11 protein-coding genes and 1 pseudogene are annotated in these 16,140 nt (G+C 59.5%); 2 read left to right on the plus strand and 10 right to left on the minus strand.

Annotated elements, in window-relative coordinates; genetic code table 11:
* From V6S97_RS25275 to V6S97_RS25315, 9 genes and pseudogenes are all read right to left on the minus strand, one after another.
* Window positions 1-1,129, minus strand: a pseudogene (locus V6S97_RS25275) (DUF4158 domain-containing protein); the annotation flags it as partial.
* Window positions 1,130-1,580: 451 nt separating this feature from the next.
* Window positions 1,581-2,324, minus strand: coding sequence for an ABC transporter ATP-binding protein (locus V6S97_RS25280; protein WP_334427933.1), 744 nt, complete (start codon window positions 2,322-2,324; stop codon window positions 1,581-1,583).
* Window positions 2,321-4,093: a branched-chain amino acid ABC transporter ATP-binding protein/permease gene (locus tag V6S97_RS25285; protein ID WP_334427934.1), complete on the minus strand. Its 1,773-nt coding sequence runs from the start codon at window positions 4,091-4,093 to the stop codon at window positions 2,321-2,323. Before V6S97_RS25285 ends, V6S97_RS25280 begins: the two co-directional genes overlap by 4 nt.
* 4 nt (window positions 4,094-4,097) lie before the next feature.
* The gene (locus V6S97_RS25290) at window positions 4,098-5,129 is read right to left on the minus strand and encodes a branched-chain amino acid ABC transporter permease (RefSeq protein WP_334427935.1); all 1,032 of its coding nucleotides are present in this window, start codon (window positions 5,127-5,129) and stop codon (window positions 4,098-4,100) included.
* Between the two features lie 78 nt (window positions 5,130-5,207).
* Window positions 5,208-6,344 (minus strand): ABC transporter substrate-binding protein, encoded by a 1,137-nt coding sequence (locus tag V6S97_RS25295; protein ID WP_334427936.1) that lies wholly within the window; start codon window positions 6,342-6,344, stop codon window positions 5,208-5,210.
* Window positions 6,345-6,397: 53 nt separating this feature from the next.
* Complete coding sequence (locus V6S97_RS25300; protein WP_334427937.1) at window positions 6,398-8,176, minus strand: acyl-CoA dehydrogenase family protein; 1,779 nt, start codon at window positions 8,174-8,176, stop codon at window positions 6,398-6,400.
* 10 nt (window positions 8,177-8,186) lie between these two features.
* The gene (locus V6S97_RS25305) at window positions 8,187-10,529 is read right to left on the minus strand and encodes a 3-hydroxyacyl-CoA dehydrogenase/enoyl-CoA hydratase family protein (RefSeq protein WP_334427938.1); all 2,343 of its coding nucleotides are present in this window, start codon (window positions 10,527-10,529) and stop codon (window positions 8,187-8,189) included.
* Window positions 10,530-10,543: 14 nt separating this feature from the next.
* The gene (gene bktB / locus V6S97_RS25310) at window positions 10,544-11,722 is read right to left on the minus strand and encodes a beta-ketothiolase BktB (protein ID WP_334427939.1); all 1,179 of its coding nucleotides are present in this window, start codon (window positions 11,720-11,722) and stop codon (window positions 10,544-10,546) included.
* A 14-nt stretch (window positions 11,723-11,736) separates the two neighbouring features.
* Complete coding sequence (locus V6S97_RS25315) at window positions 11,737-13,542, minus strand: AMP-binding protein (protein ID WP_334427940.1); 1,806 nt, start codon at window positions 13,540-13,542, stop codon at window positions 11,737-11,739.
* Between the two features lie 135 nt (window positions 13,543-13,677).
* Here V6S97_RS25315 and V6S97_RS25320 point away from each other — a divergent pair, with 135 nt between their 5' ends.
* Together V6S97_RS25320 and V6S97_RS25325 are read left to right on the plus strand one after the other, a co-directional pair.
* Window positions 13,678-14,217 carry a MarR family winged helix-turn-helix transcriptional regulator gene (locus V6S97_RS25320; protein ID WP_334427941.1) on the plus strand — a complete coding sequence of 180 codons (540 nt, stop codon included), beginning with the start codon at window positions 13,678-13,680 and terminating at the stop codon, window positions 14,215-14,217.
* Between the two features lie 189 nt (window positions 14,218-14,406).
* Complete coding sequence (locus tag V6S97_RS25325) at window positions 14,407-15,063, plus strand: nucleotidyltransferase family protein (RefSeq protein WP_334427943.1); 657 nt, start codon at window positions 14,407-14,409, stop codon at window positions 15,061-15,063.
* A 105-nt stretch (window positions 15,064-15,168) separates the two neighbouring features.
* Here the strand turns inward: V6S97_RS25325 and V6S97_RS25330 are convergent, their stop codons facing one another.
* A complete protein-coding gene (locus V6S97_RS25330) occupies window positions 15,169-16,128 on the minus strand; it encodes an XdhC family protein (protein WP_334427945.1) in 960 nt (319 codons plus the stop codon).
* Window positions 16,129-16,140: the final 12 nt, after the last annotated feature.

Genomic DNA, 16,140 nt, shown 5'->3' on the forward strand with positions numbered 1-16,140 from the left:
AGCCTCGTTGTCATCAACCATCGACTCGAGTTCTGGCTTCATTCTCAGCAGCCGGTGCCATCCGACTTTCTGGTCGATAACCTCCAACGCGTTCCGGCCATAATCGTTCGCGGACTGCAGAGCAGTGATCGTATCGAGGAACATGCGCAGCGCTTTGGCGGTGTTCGCTCTGCAGTCCATCTGCCGCTGCTTCTTTCGATTGTTGGCTTGCGAGAACAACTTGCCCATCAGCTTGATGAACATCGTCACCGCATCATCCGTGAGCTTCTGGCAAAAGCTTGATGACTTGAGCCACGATCAGAGCGTGGCGACGGTTGGCGTTGAAGTCGTTGGCAAGCCAGGCTGGCGTTGCATTGCCCTCCCGGATCATCTGGTCCCAACGTCCTGGTGATATGCGCGCCTGCAACATTGGATCAATTCCCAGCTCACGCAGAAAGGCTATCCGCTCGATCAGCCCGACCAGGTTCGACGCACCCGGCGCTTCTGGCGCCGAGCGCAGCCAGTGAAAGCGCGTCTGGCCGATCGATAGGTCAACCTCTAACAGCTTATCCAGTGATTGAAGCTTATCGAATGGGATGCTTTCAAGCAGAGTTTTTTCCGCCCGGCGCCTGGCTGCGGCACGGCCGGCAAGGCCGATCCGTTCGATCGTGTCGATCGCCGGCAGAAGAACTCCGCGTTCGCGAAACGCGGTGACAAGCGAACTGGCTATTGCAGCACCGTCGTCGGACAGGGTCGCCGCTTGAATTGCCGCCAATAGCGCGGCGCGACGATCTTGCGGGTTCGCGCTTCTCGTATCCAGATACACCATCAGCCGCGCCATATGATCCCGACGGGTTTCATCACGGCGGGCATAAAGGGCAAATTCGGCTGGAGCGGCGCCGATCTGATCAGCAACAAACTTCAGCATGGCGCGAGGCGGAGTTTCTTCTGCTCCCAGCACTCGACCCGGGTATCGCATCAGACATAGCTGGATAGCAAAACCGAGTCGGTTGTGATTGCATCTGCGCAGTTCGATCTCCAGACGATCGGCTGGTGACAATGAATAGTGTCGGATCAAGCTGTCCTCGTCGGCCGGGATATCGACAAGCTTCCGGCGATCTTGATCTTTGAGAAGCTTGCGCTTTGGCATCGCCCAACTCCATTCATGACCAATCTGCGTCGAGCGTGGCCGAGTCGGGCCGGACTCAGAAATCAAAATTGGCGCATGTAGCTGGCAATCCACAGAGATTGGATGTTGCATTTCCGAACTACGACATTGTTCCTGTTCCGTTCGGCCTTAGCGTACGATTTCGGACTGCTCTTGTTCTGACCCCGAATACGACGCCTTCGGGTCTCTGGGCAAGTTCGGATTTTTCGAGGGCGCCACCATCCGTGGACGCTTGGCTCAGTTCGGCCATGTCATGCTCTACCGGAGCCATCAGGCCAGACTGCATGGCGTCGTGCGCGGCAGTCTGCTGTGGCTCGTAGATCTTCTGAATACGCGCCTGCGCGCGCGCATTCGTCTGGACTAGATTGGTCGGGTTCCAAGAGAGGCTGTCGGTTGTGAAATTGCCTGCCATTCCCTGCGCGATGCGGTCTTCTCATGTTTCTGCTTCCGCCGAGAGCGACCGATTGTCTGTTGAGCCGAGATAGCTTGCGGCGACACGCGGATCTTCCGCCAGCTTCTCGGCCGGCCCCTCGAGGACGACTCGTCCAAGTTCCAGCACATAGGCCGAGGTGGCGACGTTCAAGGCAGCTCGCGCATTCTGCTCGACCAACAGGATCGAAATACCTGTCTGCTGCAAGGTCCTGATGATCGCGAAAATGTCTCGGACGATCAGCGGTGCCAGACCGAGGCTAGGTTCATCAAGAAGCAGCAGCTTTGGCTTGGCCATCAGCGCCCTCCCCATGGCCAACATCTGCCTCTCTCCACCCGAAAGCGTTGCCGCTTCCTGTCTTCGCCGCTCCTTCAGCTTTGGAAAGAGGGCGAATACTTCCTCGATCGACGATGAGAGCGCGTCCCGGTTGCGGCTGTAGCATCCAAGAACAAGATTGTCTTCAACGGTCAGCGTTGAGAAAAGATCACGCTTCTCGGACACGAGGGAAATGCCAAGACGAACACGTTCCTGCACAGGCAGACCGGTGATTTCCTCGCCTTCAAACCGTGCGGAGCCGGAGGACCGGATCAAACCCATAAGAGACAGAAGGAACGTCGATTTACCCGCCCCGTTTGGACCGATAAGTGTGACAACGTGGCCCACCGGCACCGAGAGGTCGACATCGTGGACGATTTCCTTCCGATGATAGCCGGCGCACAAGGATTCGACAGCCAGACATGTGCTCATACCACACCCCCAAGATAGGCTTCCTGGACCCTTGCGTTACGATGTATCTCGACCGGCGTGCCCTCGGCGATCGGCGTTCCGAAATCAAGTACGAGGATTCGGTCCGTCAAATTCATCACGAAATCCATGTCATGTTCCACGAGAAGTATCCCCATCCCGGTGTCCCGAAGGCGGGCAAGCACGGCCGCCAAGGCATCCTTCTCGAACTTGCGCAGTCCGGCCGCTGGCTCGTCGAGAAGCAAGAGACGCGGTTCGAGGCATAGGGCGCGCGCGATTTCCACGAGCCGGGCTGCCCCCAGCGAAAGCTCGCTGACGGTAGTGTCCGCCTTGTCCAGCAGACCGATGAGATCAAGGGCCTGGGCTGCCCGCTGAATCAGAAGTTGCTCCTCATGCCGGTTAAGTCGCAAGAATGCGCGGAAAACCCCGGCACTCCCGCGCAAATGCGCTCCGAGTGTCACATTCTCAATCACCGACATTTCTGCGACGAGCTTGACATGCTGGAATGTCCGCGCAATCCCAAGCGCGGCGATGCGGCGCGGTGGAAGTCCGTCGATGCGATTGCCGCTGATGGAAACCTCCCCCGAGCTCAAGCGGATTATTCCGGTCAGGAGGTTGAATGTGGTGCTCTTACCGGCCCCATTCGGTCCTAAAAGCGTAACAATTTCGCCGCCACGTACCGATAGATTGACGCCGTTGACGGCAATGAGCCCGCCAAACCGCTTGACCAAATCTTTGGCGGCCAGAATTTCCTCCGCGGTTACAAGCGCAGAGGGCGAAGGTGAAACGGAACTCTCAAGAGAGCTGACATTCTTCGAGGTATGGCTTCCGGCGAATCTCGCCGAAACCAGCGGCCAAAGGCCATCTCTTGCAAACTGCAGGATCAGAACCAGGAGCAGGCCGAACACGATGATTTCGTAGCTGCCGCCGCTGCCGAAGATCGCGGGAAGGATGTCCTGCAATTGATCCTTGAGGATGACGACGGCGGCAGCGCCGAGAACGGCGCCGTAGACGTGCCCGGTGCCACCCAGCACCGCCATCAGCAGGTATTCGATGCCGGCATTCAGCCCGAACGCGGTGGGCGTGACGGCGCGCTGGATATGAGCGAACAGCCAGCCGGACAGGGCGGCAAGCAGGGCCGCGTAGACGAACACCACAAGCTTGTACCGCTCTGTGTGAACACCGAAGGATTCGGCGGCCGTCTTGCCTGCTCGCAGCGCCCGAATTGCTCTTCCGGGTCGTGAATCCAGCAGATTGCAAGTGATGACGACTGCGAGCACGACCAGTGCCCAAACCAGTGGGTAGACCTGTGCCGGGCTGATGAGGGCCGTACCGAACAGCCGAAGAGGCGGAACGCCAGAAATCCCGTTGAAGCCACCGGTCATTTCCAGGTTTCCGAAAAGGGAGTAGATCGCCATCCCCCACGCAATCGTGCCAAGTGGCAGATAGTGACCTGAAAGCCGGATCGTCATCAGGCCGATGGCGAGCGCAGCAATACCGGTGGTGAGCAGCGCGATCGGCAACGTCATCCAGGGCGACAGACCGTATTGCGTCGTCAGGATGGCGGACGTGTATGCTCCAAATCCGACGAACGCGGCCTGACCGAAGGAGGTCATGCCGCCCACACCGGTGAGAATGACGAGGCCGATCGAAACCAGGCTCGCCAGCCCGATCAGGTTGAGAAGCGAGATCCAGAAGGGCGGGATGCCGGGCACGAAGGCGATTGCCAGCGCAAGTACGGCGAACACGATCGCAAAACTACGCGTAGTCAAATCCTTATTCCTCTTCCGGATGGGGGAAAAAAATCGAGCGCCACAGCAGCACCGGGATTACCAGCCCGAAAACGATCGCATCCTTCAATGCGCTGGCCCAGAAGGAGGAAAACGCTTCGGCGAGCCCCACCCCGATCGCACCGACGACGGCGGCTGGATAGCTTGCGAACCCTCCAATGATCGCTGCGACAAACCCTTTCAAGCCGATCAGGAAACCGCTGTCGTAATAGAGCGTCGTGATCGGCGAGATGAGGATTCCCGACACCGCGCCAATCGATGAGGCCATGAGGAATGCTTTCATACCGGCGCTTTCTGGCGAAATCCCCACCAAGCCGGCGCCGCGCGTGCTGATGGCCGTCGCGCGCAACGCCTTTCCTTCGATGCTTCGATTGAAGAAGAGGTAGAGTAGCAACATGACGCAGGCGGTCAGAACGAGCACCGCGATGCCTTGGCTGGACAGGACCATAGAACCGAATTCCAGGTCCGAGTGCAACATCGCAGTCGTTCTGTAACCCTCGGCCCCGAACGACAACAGGGCCACACCCGTCATGGTCCAATGAACACCCACGGAGACAATCAGGAGAGTGAGAATGGAACTGTTAGCCAGTCCCTTGAAGAATATGACGTAGATGTAGGGGCCGAGCGGCACAACGATTGCGAGTGTCAGGAGCAGTCGCGACACATCGGTTGACGTTCCGATGCCGGACCATTGCAACCCAGCGATTGCGCAGGGATAGAGAAGATAGCCAGTGACGATTTTCCAGTATTCCCGTGACCGGCCGGCACGCAGGGCGCGGATCATCTCCAGGCCTCCTGCAATCACGCCGCAGGAAACAAGGACCCAGACCGAACCCGGTGTCTGGCCTCGCTCCAGGGCCGAGAGGGTCAGTCCAGCATAGGCGACAAAATCTCCCTGTGGGATGAAGATGATGCGAGTAACAGAGAATAGGATGATGAACGCGACGGCCAGAAGGGCATAGATTGCGCCGTTCAGGATGCCATCTTGGGCGAGAAAAAGCAGGATTGTACTATCCATTTGGTCTACCCGGAAAACAGTTGCGCCAGAGCCACCTGTCGCGACGCATCGCGAACAGGTGGCCGCCTCGGGAGGCATTCACATCGGCAGATACTGGAAGCGTCCATCCTTGACCGTTATGAGGACGCGGCTGCGTTCATCATGGCCAAAGTGATCGGTCGGGCTTGTCGTGTAGACACCGTTGACGGACACCACGTCCTTCAGGTTTTCGAGGCTCTCGCGAAGAGCCGCGCGGAATTCGGGCGTGCCTGGTGTTCCCCGCTTCAAGGCCTCGGGAATGGCGGCGGCGATCAATTGGCCTGCATCGAACATCATTCCTCCGAAGGCCGAGACGCTTCCCTTGCCATGCGCCGCCTCATATTTTTTTGTGTATTCGACGCCAAGAGCTTTGGATGGATGGGTGTCTGGCAATTGCCCGGCGACGACCACGGGACCGACGGGCAGGATGCTTCCTTCGGCAGCCTTGCCGCCAACCCTGATGTAGTCCGCGGTCGCCGAGCCGTGCGTCTGATAGACGATGCCCTTGAAACCACGCTCGGCCAGCGCCGTTGCCGGCAGGGCGGACGGGGTGCCCGACGCGCCGACGAGAATGGCATCGGGGCGAGCGCTGACCAGCTTCAGAACCTGGCCGGTCACGCTTGTGTCGTTTCGTGCAAAGCGTTCGGTCGCCACGAGTTCGATGTTATTATCCTTAAGCATCGCCGTAATCGTCCGAAGCCAGTCCTCACCATAGGCGTCGGTAAAGCCGACATAACCAAGCTTCTTGACGCCATTCTTCTTCATGTGCTCGATGATCGCGCTCGCCATTAGCTCGTTCTTTTGAACAGCACGAAAAGCCCAGCGATCGACATCCGCGGGAACATTGATCGGAGAAAGCGACACCACCGGTGTCGACTTTTCTACTGCAACGGTCGCGACGGCGACAGAAGTTGGAACCGCAGACGAGCCAATCAACACGTCGGCCTGGTCGCTTTCCGTGCATTTACGGGCGTTGCGCGTCGCGCTGGTGGGATCGGTCGCGTCATCATAAGTTATGTATCTGAGGGTCACATCGCCGACCGATTGCGGCAGGAAGGCCACGGTGTTCTGCTCGGGGATGCCGAGCGAAGCGGCGGGGCCGGTCGCCGAAACGGTGACGCAGATGGTGACGTCCGCGGCAAAGGCCGAAAGTGGAAATGCCGCAAGAAACGGCAATGTAGCCATCAGTTTTCTCATCCCATTGTCCTCCATGGATGATTGTTGAACTCTTCCCGGCCTCGCTCCCGGATTTATGGTGCCACGCGGGCAACTGTCTCGATGGGAGTTCCGTCTCCCCCGGATTGCCTTGCATACACGCTTGCCGCCTCGATAAGCGCCGAAACGCCCATCGTTTCGGGAAGTACGAACCGCGCATGAGCAACCAAAGCCTCCTCCAGCTTTGGCCGCAGTGCCGTTTCGTCGCAGGACATCATTGCGCGCGCTATCAGCGAGCCGCCGATCGATAGGGCTGCGAGCTTGAGAAATGCCGTTGCGGCGGAGAGCGCCTCCTGAGGCGACTGGTCGAGCATCCCGGTGAGATCGACCAGACGCGCCCGGAGCAGACCAAGACTCTTTACCAGTTGCGTGCTGACCTCGGCAGCCAGTTTGAATCCCGCGAGGGATCGCGCGGATCGCTCGCAACTGTCGATCAGCCCGAGAAAATGCCTCTGGCCCTCCCCCGCAAGCTTGCGGCTCAGGAGGTCGATTGCCTGGATACCGTTGGTTCCCTCGTAGATGCTGGTAACGCGCGCGTCTCTCCACAGCTGCGCCACCCCTGTTTCCTCGACATAACCCATGCCGCCATGGATCTGTATGGCTGTATTCGCAGCCTCGATGCCGACCTCGGTGCAATAGCTTTTGGCAATCGGGGTCATAATATCAGCTTCGAATTTCGCTGCCTTCCGCTCTGCTTTGGAGGCGGCCGCGGCGGCGCGGTCGATCGCATCGGCGGTCGACAATGCCAGAAAGCGCGCGGCCGTGGTTGTCGCCCGCATGGTCATCAGCATCCGGCGCACGTCCTGATAATTGGAGATGGGGATGCCCTGCCCTGTGTGCGGATCCATCCCTTGCAGCCGTTCTCTGGCAAATGCTGCCGAAACCTGCGTTGCGCGTTCGGCGACCGCCACCCCCTGCATGGCGACGGCAAGCCGCGCGCTGTTCATCATGGTGAACATGGCGGCAAGCCCCCGGTTGGGCTCTCCGACCATCCAGCCATAGGCTCCGCCATCGTCGCCGAAAACGAGACTGCAGGTCGGAGAACCATGTTGCCCAAGCTTCTCCTCAATTCCGGTGCATCGCACGTCATTGGCCGTCACGCCTCCATCGGCTGCGACGATCAGCTTGGGTACGAGAAAGAGGGAAAGTCCCTTGCTCCCCACCGGCGCGTCCGGCAGGCGGGCCAGCACGAGGTGGACGATGTTTTCGGCAAGGTCATGCTCGCCATATGAGATAAAAATCTTGGCGCCACGGATAAGAAAGCGCGCGTCATCGGTCGGTTCGGCACGGGTGCGAATAGCGCTGAGATCAGAACCCGCGCCGGCCTCCGTCAAAGCCATCGTGGCAGTCCATTCGCCGGAGACGAGCTTCGGCAGATAGATGTCCTTGAGAACGCTTTTACCGTGACGATGAAGCGCCTCGATTGCCCCGACTGTCAGCAGATTGCCCATGGCGAAGGCAAGGGACCCCGAATGCCAGAACTCCTGACAAGCAGCTGTCAGCGTGTGCGGAAGCGCTTGACCGCCATAGTCGACCGGGGCGGATAGGCCGAGCCAGCCGCCCTCGCGGAAGGTGGCGTAGGCTTCCCTGTGCCCCCTCGCTGTTCGAACCGTCATGCCATCTAAGGATACTCCCTGCCTGTCCAGCCTCTTGTCGAGAGGGAGGAGCACTTCCTCTGCGAAAGCGCCCGCCTCGGTGAGAACGGCCATAATCGTCTCGCCGTCGAGCGAGGATGATCCAGAGGTGGGCGCAATCGCAGCAGTGCAGTTGCGAATATAAAAGCCTACTTCTTCGACTGGGGCCTGATAGGTCATGGATCGGAGCTCAGTTCACGAGAGGCTTGTTGGTGTTGTGCATGTGCTGGAGACGGGCGAGCGTTTCCGGGTATTGGGCAAGCCCCAGAATGGCTTCCAACTCCAGAGCCATCATGTCCTCTTCGGAAATGAGGCCGTCGCGTGTGCCTCCTCCAGACAAGACCCAGGCAAGCTTTTCAACAATGCGGATGTCCGTGGCCGTCAGCGCAAGTTTGTGATCGACGGAGATCCTGAGCTGAGACGCAAGCCTGTCGCCGCCAGCCCTGAGTTTGGCCCGTGGCGGCACGGTGTAGTCTTCTGACAGCGCCTTTGCCCGCGCGACAGCCGTAGAAATGAGATGCTCCCGGCTCATAACAATAGGGTCAGTGAGCCGAAGAAATCCGAGATCGCGCGCCAGCAAGGCCGAGCCACTAACCTCGGTTCCCACGATGGTGTCGAAAGCAGCCGCAGCCGCATCGTCCGGCTTATAACGTTCCTGATTGCGCAGGAGGAGCTGGGTAACACCGCCCCAACCAGGCATAATGCCCACTTTGCGCTCTGGAAGCCCTGCAGCAAGTTCACTGTGGGCGACGATCTCGTCGGCATGCATCATCAGTTCACAACCACCGCCAAGAGCCAAGCCACCGGCGGCGGCGACAACAGGAAAAGGCGCATATTTCAAGCCGAGCCAAATGGCTTGGCCGCGTGCGACGAACTGACGGAGACCCGTCCAGTCCCGTGCAATGATGTAGTCGATGAACGTGTCGAGCTTGGCTCCCGCCGAGAATGCCCGTTGGTTGTCCGAACCGATGATCGTCGCGGAAAAACCTTCCTTGACGATATCAGGTAAAGCCTCGGCCATCGCGACGACATCGATGTCGCAGGCGTTCATCTTCGTGTGGATTTCCAGGCCGGCGATGCCATCTCCGAGGTCCCAGACGGACGCCGAAGCATTGGTTCGAACCGGCTGCGGCCGCCGCAGGCTGGCAAGTGAAAGGCAGACGGCATTCCCTCCCGGGGCTTCTGTCCCGTCAGTCAGGAGCGCGGAACTCTTCAGCGCATAGAAACCGCCCCGGTGCTGGGCATCCCTTAGCAGCGGCGGGATTTCAAACTCGCCATCCTCAAGCCTTGCGATCAACCAGTCAATGCCAACCTGATCGGCCAATTCGAACGGTCCGTACCGCCAGTTGTAGCCAAGGCGCATCGCCTTGTCGATTGACGCAATGTCCTCGGCGATTTCGGGGGCGATCGTCGCGGCGTAGACGAGCAGATGTGACAACACCGTCCAGGCGTATCCCGCCGCTTTGTTCGATTGCTCGCAGAGCGCGCGCAGATCGTTGGTGAGACCGGGCAGCGCGTCTTCGATACGCGGGCGATAGCCTCCGCTCGCGAAATCGATCACTTCGTCGACCCGCTCTCCGGCGGTGCTCTTGCGGCGGTAAAAGCCGCCTGGCCCGAAGCGGCCGACCAGGCCGCGGGAGAGCATTGTGGCTATAAAGGGATCCTGTGTAATGTCGTGCCGTCGATGTGCGTCCTCAGCAGGCAGGATGCGCATGAAGCTGCCCCATACGAGGGGAACGAGCTGAATGCCGACATAGTCAAACAAACCGAAAATCCCGGTGCGAGGAATGCCAAACGGCTTGCCCACGACCGCGTCCGCTTCCTCGACCGTCAGGCCCTGCCGGATGGCTTCGAGACATGCGACCGACATCCAGTAGTTGCCGATGCGGTTGGCGATGAAGCCAGGTGTGTCGCGGCAATCCACGACACTCTTGCCCATGACAAGTTCAGCGATCCGGTGCGCCTTCGAATGCGTTTCAGGACGTGTGTGCTCGCCGCTGACAAGTTCAAGCAGAGGCATCACCCGTGGCGGGTTGAAGAAATGGGTGATGACGAAGTCGGCTGCGAAGCGGGGACCCAATCCCTCGATGAGCTGAGCAAGCGGGATGGTCGATGTGTTGGAAGAAACCACAGAACCTGAAAGCCGCGCGTCCTCGATTTTCCGATAGAGCGCACGTTTCAGTTCAATGTCCTCTACGATGGCCTCGACGATCCACTCGGCCTCCGCTACACGCGCAATGTCGTCCTCGATACTCCCGGTCTCAATGAGGGCGGCCCTGTCGGGGTGCATAAAGCCTCCTGCCCTGAGTTGTCTTTCGACACCGGCTTTGGCAATCGCAGCGCGGTCATCCCCTTGTGCTGCAATGTCGAGCAGGAGTACGGAAACGCCAGCGTTGGCGAGTTGCGCGGCAATACCGGACCCCATGGCGCCCGCGCCAATGACCGCGGCTCTGGAGATTACCAGACCATCATCCGCGGAATTCGGGGAAGGAATGTCCGGTGCGGAAATACGCGGTGCCGTGCTGCTGGTCATGAGTTTTCGATCCCTTACTGCAAATATTCGATGACAAGCGCGATGCCTTGGCCGCCACCTATGCACATCGTCACGACCCCATAGCGTCCCTGTGTGCGGCGAAGCTCATAGAGCGCCTTGATGGTGAGAATGGCGCCGGTGGCGCCGAGGGGATGACCGAGGGCAACCGCTCCCCCATTTGGATTGACCTTTTCGATCGGTAGTCCGAGACCGTCATTGACGGCGATGGCCTGAGCCGCGAAGGCTTCGTTCGATTCAAAGACGTCGATGTCGGACAACGTCAATCCGGCTCGTTCAAGTGCGATCGGCACGGCCTTGACAGGACCAATCCCCATAATCTCCGGTGGCACGCCGGCAATCCCCCATCCGAGCACACGACCCATGGGCTTGAGATTGCGACGTACAACCTCCGCCTCGCTCGCCAGCACGACCGCAGCACCGCCATCGTTGATGCCGGACGCATTGCCCGGTGTGACGGTGCCGTTTTGCCGGAAGGCCGGTCTCAGCGCTGCCAGCGCTTCCGCGGAGGTTTCCCGGGGATGTTCGTCCGTATCGAAATCAACAACTCCCTTGCGGGTTTTGATCGCGACCGGGACGATCTGCTCCTCAAAGCGTCCCTCGTCGATCGCCCGCCGCGCCCGCTGCTGACTTTCGAGAGCAAAGGCATCCTGCCGTTCGCGAGAGATCTTATATTTTTGGGCAACGTTTTCTGCGGTGTCACCCATGGCTCCGTGGCCGAAGGGGTCCGCGAGCGTGTTGGTCAGCCAGTCATAGACCCGGCCGTCGCCCATCCGCTTTCCGCCACGCATGCCGTCGACTGAATAAGGGGCGCGGCTCATGGCTTCCGCACCGCCGGCGATTGCGATCTTCGACTCGCCGAGCTTGATCATTTGTGCGGCCGTCACGATCGCCTGGGCTCCAGAGCCACAGAGCCGATTCAACGTCAGGCCTTGCGCTTCGATAGGCACACCGGCACGGATAGCCACCGTCCGCCCGAGAAAGAGATCGGCTGCTTCCGTCGGGATAACCGTGCCGAATACGGAGTTGTCGACGTCTGCGGGTTCGATCCCGGCTCGGCGAATAGCTTCACTTGCAGCCGCTGCGCCTAGCTCCGTTGGCGTCCTGGTGCTGAGGCTCCCACCGAATGTCCCAATAGCGGTGCGCGCTCCGGACACGATAAAGATGTCGGTCATTGTCAGTTCTCTCGTCAGGGTGATGGTTTTTTTGGTGACGCGGGCAGGATAACGTCAGGATGCAACGGGTCGGCATAGAGCCGCTCGACCATGTCGGCGCGCGATCGCAGAAGAGCGCGCTGGTTGAGATAACCCTTGTCGGTGATCTCCCCGGCCTCGATTGACGGAAGGTCGCTCAGGATCAGCGCGCGCGCCACCCGCGATGAGGACCCACTGCCGGAAAGCTCGCCAAGGATCCCGGAAATTCTCTCCCGGATGACTTCGGAGCGTGCAAGCTCATCGAGTGTCGCATCAGGCAGGCTTGCGAGTTGGGAGGCGACGGCACGGTTCAGGAAGATCAGCAGGCCGACTTCATGGCGATCATGGCCCGTGACGACAGCGTCCTGAATCAACGATCTGCCTGCCGAAACAGCCGCCGGCCTGATCAGGCCGGCCTGCACCCAGGTCCCGGTGATCAGCTTGAAGTTTTCCGCGATGCGCCCGTCGAAGAGAATCCCCTTTGACGGATCCTCGGGGTCCAGGAATTTGCCGGCATCACCGATGCAATAGAAACCATCCTGGTCAAAAGCCTCGGCGGTCAGATCCGGTCGACGCCAATAGCCCGGCGTCACCATGGGACCACGGATCCGCAATTCGTATTTGTCCCCGTTGGGCACCAGCTTGATTTCCGCGCCGGGAAATGGCGCGCCAAGATTGTCAGGACGTTCGTTATCCCTGGGAGACGCAGAAACGATCGGAGCCGTCTCCGTCGATCCCCATGACACATGGACTCCTAGATCGGGCCGTCCATATTTCGCACCAAGCGCACGATAGCGCTCCCAGACAGTCGATGGCAGCGAAGCGCCAGCCGTGAACATCACCCGAAGGTCACCGAAGTACGACCGTGCCGCTTCCTCGTCACCTTCAAGGGCGTTGACCAGTTCCTCAAACCCTCGGGGAACTCCGAAATGGATTGTCGGCGGATAGTCGCGAAGATTCCGCAGTGTCCGGTCGAACTGCCCCGGAAGCGGGCGCCCTTCGTCGATCACGAGAGTTCCACCGTTGCGAATGGCGCAGGTGAAGACAATGTTGCCTCCGAACACATGGTTCCAGGGCAACCAGTCGACGAGCATGGGCTGCACATGCTTCAGAAAGGGCCAGACCTGCACGATTGCGTCCTGGTTTGAGCAGATCATTTCGTGTGTGACCATCACGCCCTTCGGCACACCGGTGGAACCCGAGGTGAACAAGATCTTTGCCGTGTCGCTCGCCTTGGCAAGATGCCGGAAGGCTTTTGTCGTGCGATGCTCGAACAACTGGGCTGCAAGGGATTCCTGCTGATCGCTGCCGTTTTTGGTTGCAGCAGTCGCCGCACCTAAAGACAGCGCAAGTTCCAGCGCGCCTGCGAAAGCCTTTCCGTCTTCGGCAAAAACCAGCCCTGGTGAAAGGATTTCCAAAACCTGGCGTAGTCGGCCAAGATCCTTGAGATGAGAGTAGGCGGCCGAAATCGGCGCCACAGGCACTCCGGCAATCTGGGCCGCAAGGCTGAGAAGCGCGTGGTCGATACTGTTGCCGGATAGGATGGCAAGCGGCCGTTCTGCTGAGAGACCGAACTCAATGAGGGCATCGGCGAGGTTGCGGGCGCGCTCCCAGGCTTCGCCATGGGTGAGAACGGTGACTTCCTCTCCTCGAGGGTGAATCAGCAGCGGATGGTTGGGGAAACGCCCCGCGCTTTCCGCCAGCATCTGGCCAACTGTAGAAAATGGTGCGCGGATCGGTTCAGGACCGCGCACGACGAATTCGACCTGCTCGGTCGAACGGGGTGCATTCAACGTGTTCAACTTGATTTCTCCTCCCGCTCCTCAACGGTTGATAATAGATAACAATATTATCTATTAATGGCAATATCTTTTTTCTGACAAATCGGGCGGATGTTGTTAGAAAGGGCAAAAAAATTGCATTGGAGAGAGTGCAGAATGCCCAGATTGAAAATGTCCCCGAAGCTCGCCAATAAGGCAGCGGCAAATGGCTCGAAGGAGATCGCAGACACTGCGGCAAGGAATCTCGATTTGAGCTATTTGGAGAGCACCATCGGATACGCGATCCGTCGAGCACAGCTTGCGGTATTCCAGGACATCTACAGGGGATTCGGTGAGCTCTCGATCACTGCCGTGCAGTTCTCGGTGTTGGCCGTTGTATCGGACAATCCCGGGACCAATCAGGCGGATCTGGCGGCGGCATTGGGTGTTGAACGCCCCCGCATCGTGCCGGTTCTCGACGCTTTGGAGGCGCGGAGCCTTGCGGTTCGCAAACCGGCTCCGAACGATCGGCGGCATCGTTTGCTGTTTCTCACGGAGGAGGGTCAGGCGATGCTTCGGGAACTGAAAAAGCGTTTTGCTGTTCACCAGGCACGAATGATACGCAGGCTCAACGTGGAATCCGCCGAGTCCCTTCTCAACGATCTTTGGCTGCTGGCCGGTGACCGCGACTCCAGTGATTGTCCTGGAGGCACTTGATTGGTTCTTGCAGATACCGAGCGCGGTTCTCGGCTGCAACGATATCGACGACGGCGGGCCGGGATGGCGACAAGTCCTTTCTGATTTTGGCCCCTGTCCGATTTTGGCGAGAATACGGGCATAGGCGTTTCGAGGTCGCTGCTGGGCACCATAAGGCGCACGACTGGCCCGCACGCGAGGAAGAAACTGATGCCCGACGCATGCGATCATAGTCAGCCGCCCGACGGACGCCCTTTTGCTCCCCGCGTCTTCGCTGTCTTGCTAGCGGCAGGACGTTCCAGTCGAATGGGAAAGACAGGGGCATCCAAGTTGCTTGCGGAATTCGACGGCATCGCGCTCGTGCGACGTTCCGCCCTGGTCGCGCTCGGTTCGACCGCCGACGCCGTGATCGTGGTAACCGGCCATCGCAGGCTTGAGATTGAAGCCGCACTCGATGGCTTGAGGGTCGAGTGTGTGGAAAACCCGATGTACGTGTCCGGAATGGCAACCTCGCTTGCTGCCGGGGTCTCCCGCTGCCGCGATCGAGTGGCGGACGCCATCCTGGTAATGCTCGCCGATATGCCGGGATTGATAAGTGACGATCTTGATCAACTTATTGCCGCCTTCCGCTCTACCGATGGCGAAGTGGTCGTGCGCGCAATGGGGGCCGGCAGGCCAGGAAATCCTGTTATCCTCCCAAAATCTCTCTTCGAAGCGGTAGCGCAGTTGGACGGCGACGTCGGAGCCCGCCGTGTCATCGAAGCGTCCGGCCTTCCGGTCGTTCATGTGGAAATCGGGCAAGCAGCACTCCTGGATGTGGACACCCCCGAAGCGGTACGTGCTGCGGGCGGGACGCTGAAAGCTTAACTTGGGCGATCTGCCGCATGTCCTCAAGGCTGCCCATTTCGACGAAACACGTTGCTTCCGACACACGCTGGAACCTCGCAGGGCCGGGGTTGACGTGACGACGATCTATCCAAGAGCAGACGCCTGTTGAGCAGCGAGAGTTTTGGCCGCTGCGATATCGGCGACAACGGAAAGCGCTATCGACGAAGCGTCCCGCGCCTTGTCGAAGATGCCAATCGGTGCCTTGATCCTCGCAATATCCGCATCTTTAAAGCCATGCTTGCGAAGCAAAGCACTCCGTTTCTGGTGGGTTCGTCTGCTCCCGAGAGCCCCTATATAGAACGGGTTTGAGCGCAACGCGGCCTGAAGCCATGGCAATTCCCGGTCGAGGTCGTGGAACAACAACGCGACAGCGGAAAACTGGTCAATCTTCGAAGCGAACGCACTACTGCCAACGCCTGGGTCGATCAGGTCGGCCTCATAGCCAGCCGCCCTCGCCACCGCGCCGGCGGTCGTCAACTCGACGGATCGGCCACACAGGAGAACGCGAATGCGTGGCTGATAATGTGTGGTAAACGTTCCGTCGAACCACCCAGCTTGGCTCCGACTACGCTCTCCGCCGAACTCCATTGATTCCAATCCCGGGGTATACCGAAGAGTGGCGGGGCGTCGGGAGGCCAGACGTGACAAGACCTCGCCCAGCGGATCTGCATTTTTGAGGATGTGAATCGAAAGGCTGATCCCTCCGCCGCATGGAAGCACGATATCGAAGAATGCCGAACCTTCTCCAAGCCGCAGGAAGCGATCACGCCCCTTGCGCATGGCCTCTATAGCTTCCGCGGCCACGGCCGCCTCAGTACAACCACCGGAGACAAAGCCGCAGTAGCAGCCATCTCTTCGCACCGCCATCTGAGCTCCGATCGCGCGCGCCGCACCGCCACGAACCTCAACCAGAGTCACCAAGGCAACGGGAATGCCCGCAAGAAAAGAGTCGTACGCGTAACGGAGGATTTCGCCCGGTTCGTCTGTCGCGAGCCCAACCGTCGGCAAAACCACTTCGTCCTCACCAAAATCATGCAGGTTCATTCGTAACCTCCC

The organism is Agrobacterium sp. CCNWLW155, from assembly GCF_036888815.1.
GTDB classification, from domain to species: domain Bacteria; phylum Pseudomonadota; class Alphaproteobacteria; order Rhizobiales; family Rhizobiaceae; genus Agrobacterium; species Agrobacterium radiobacter.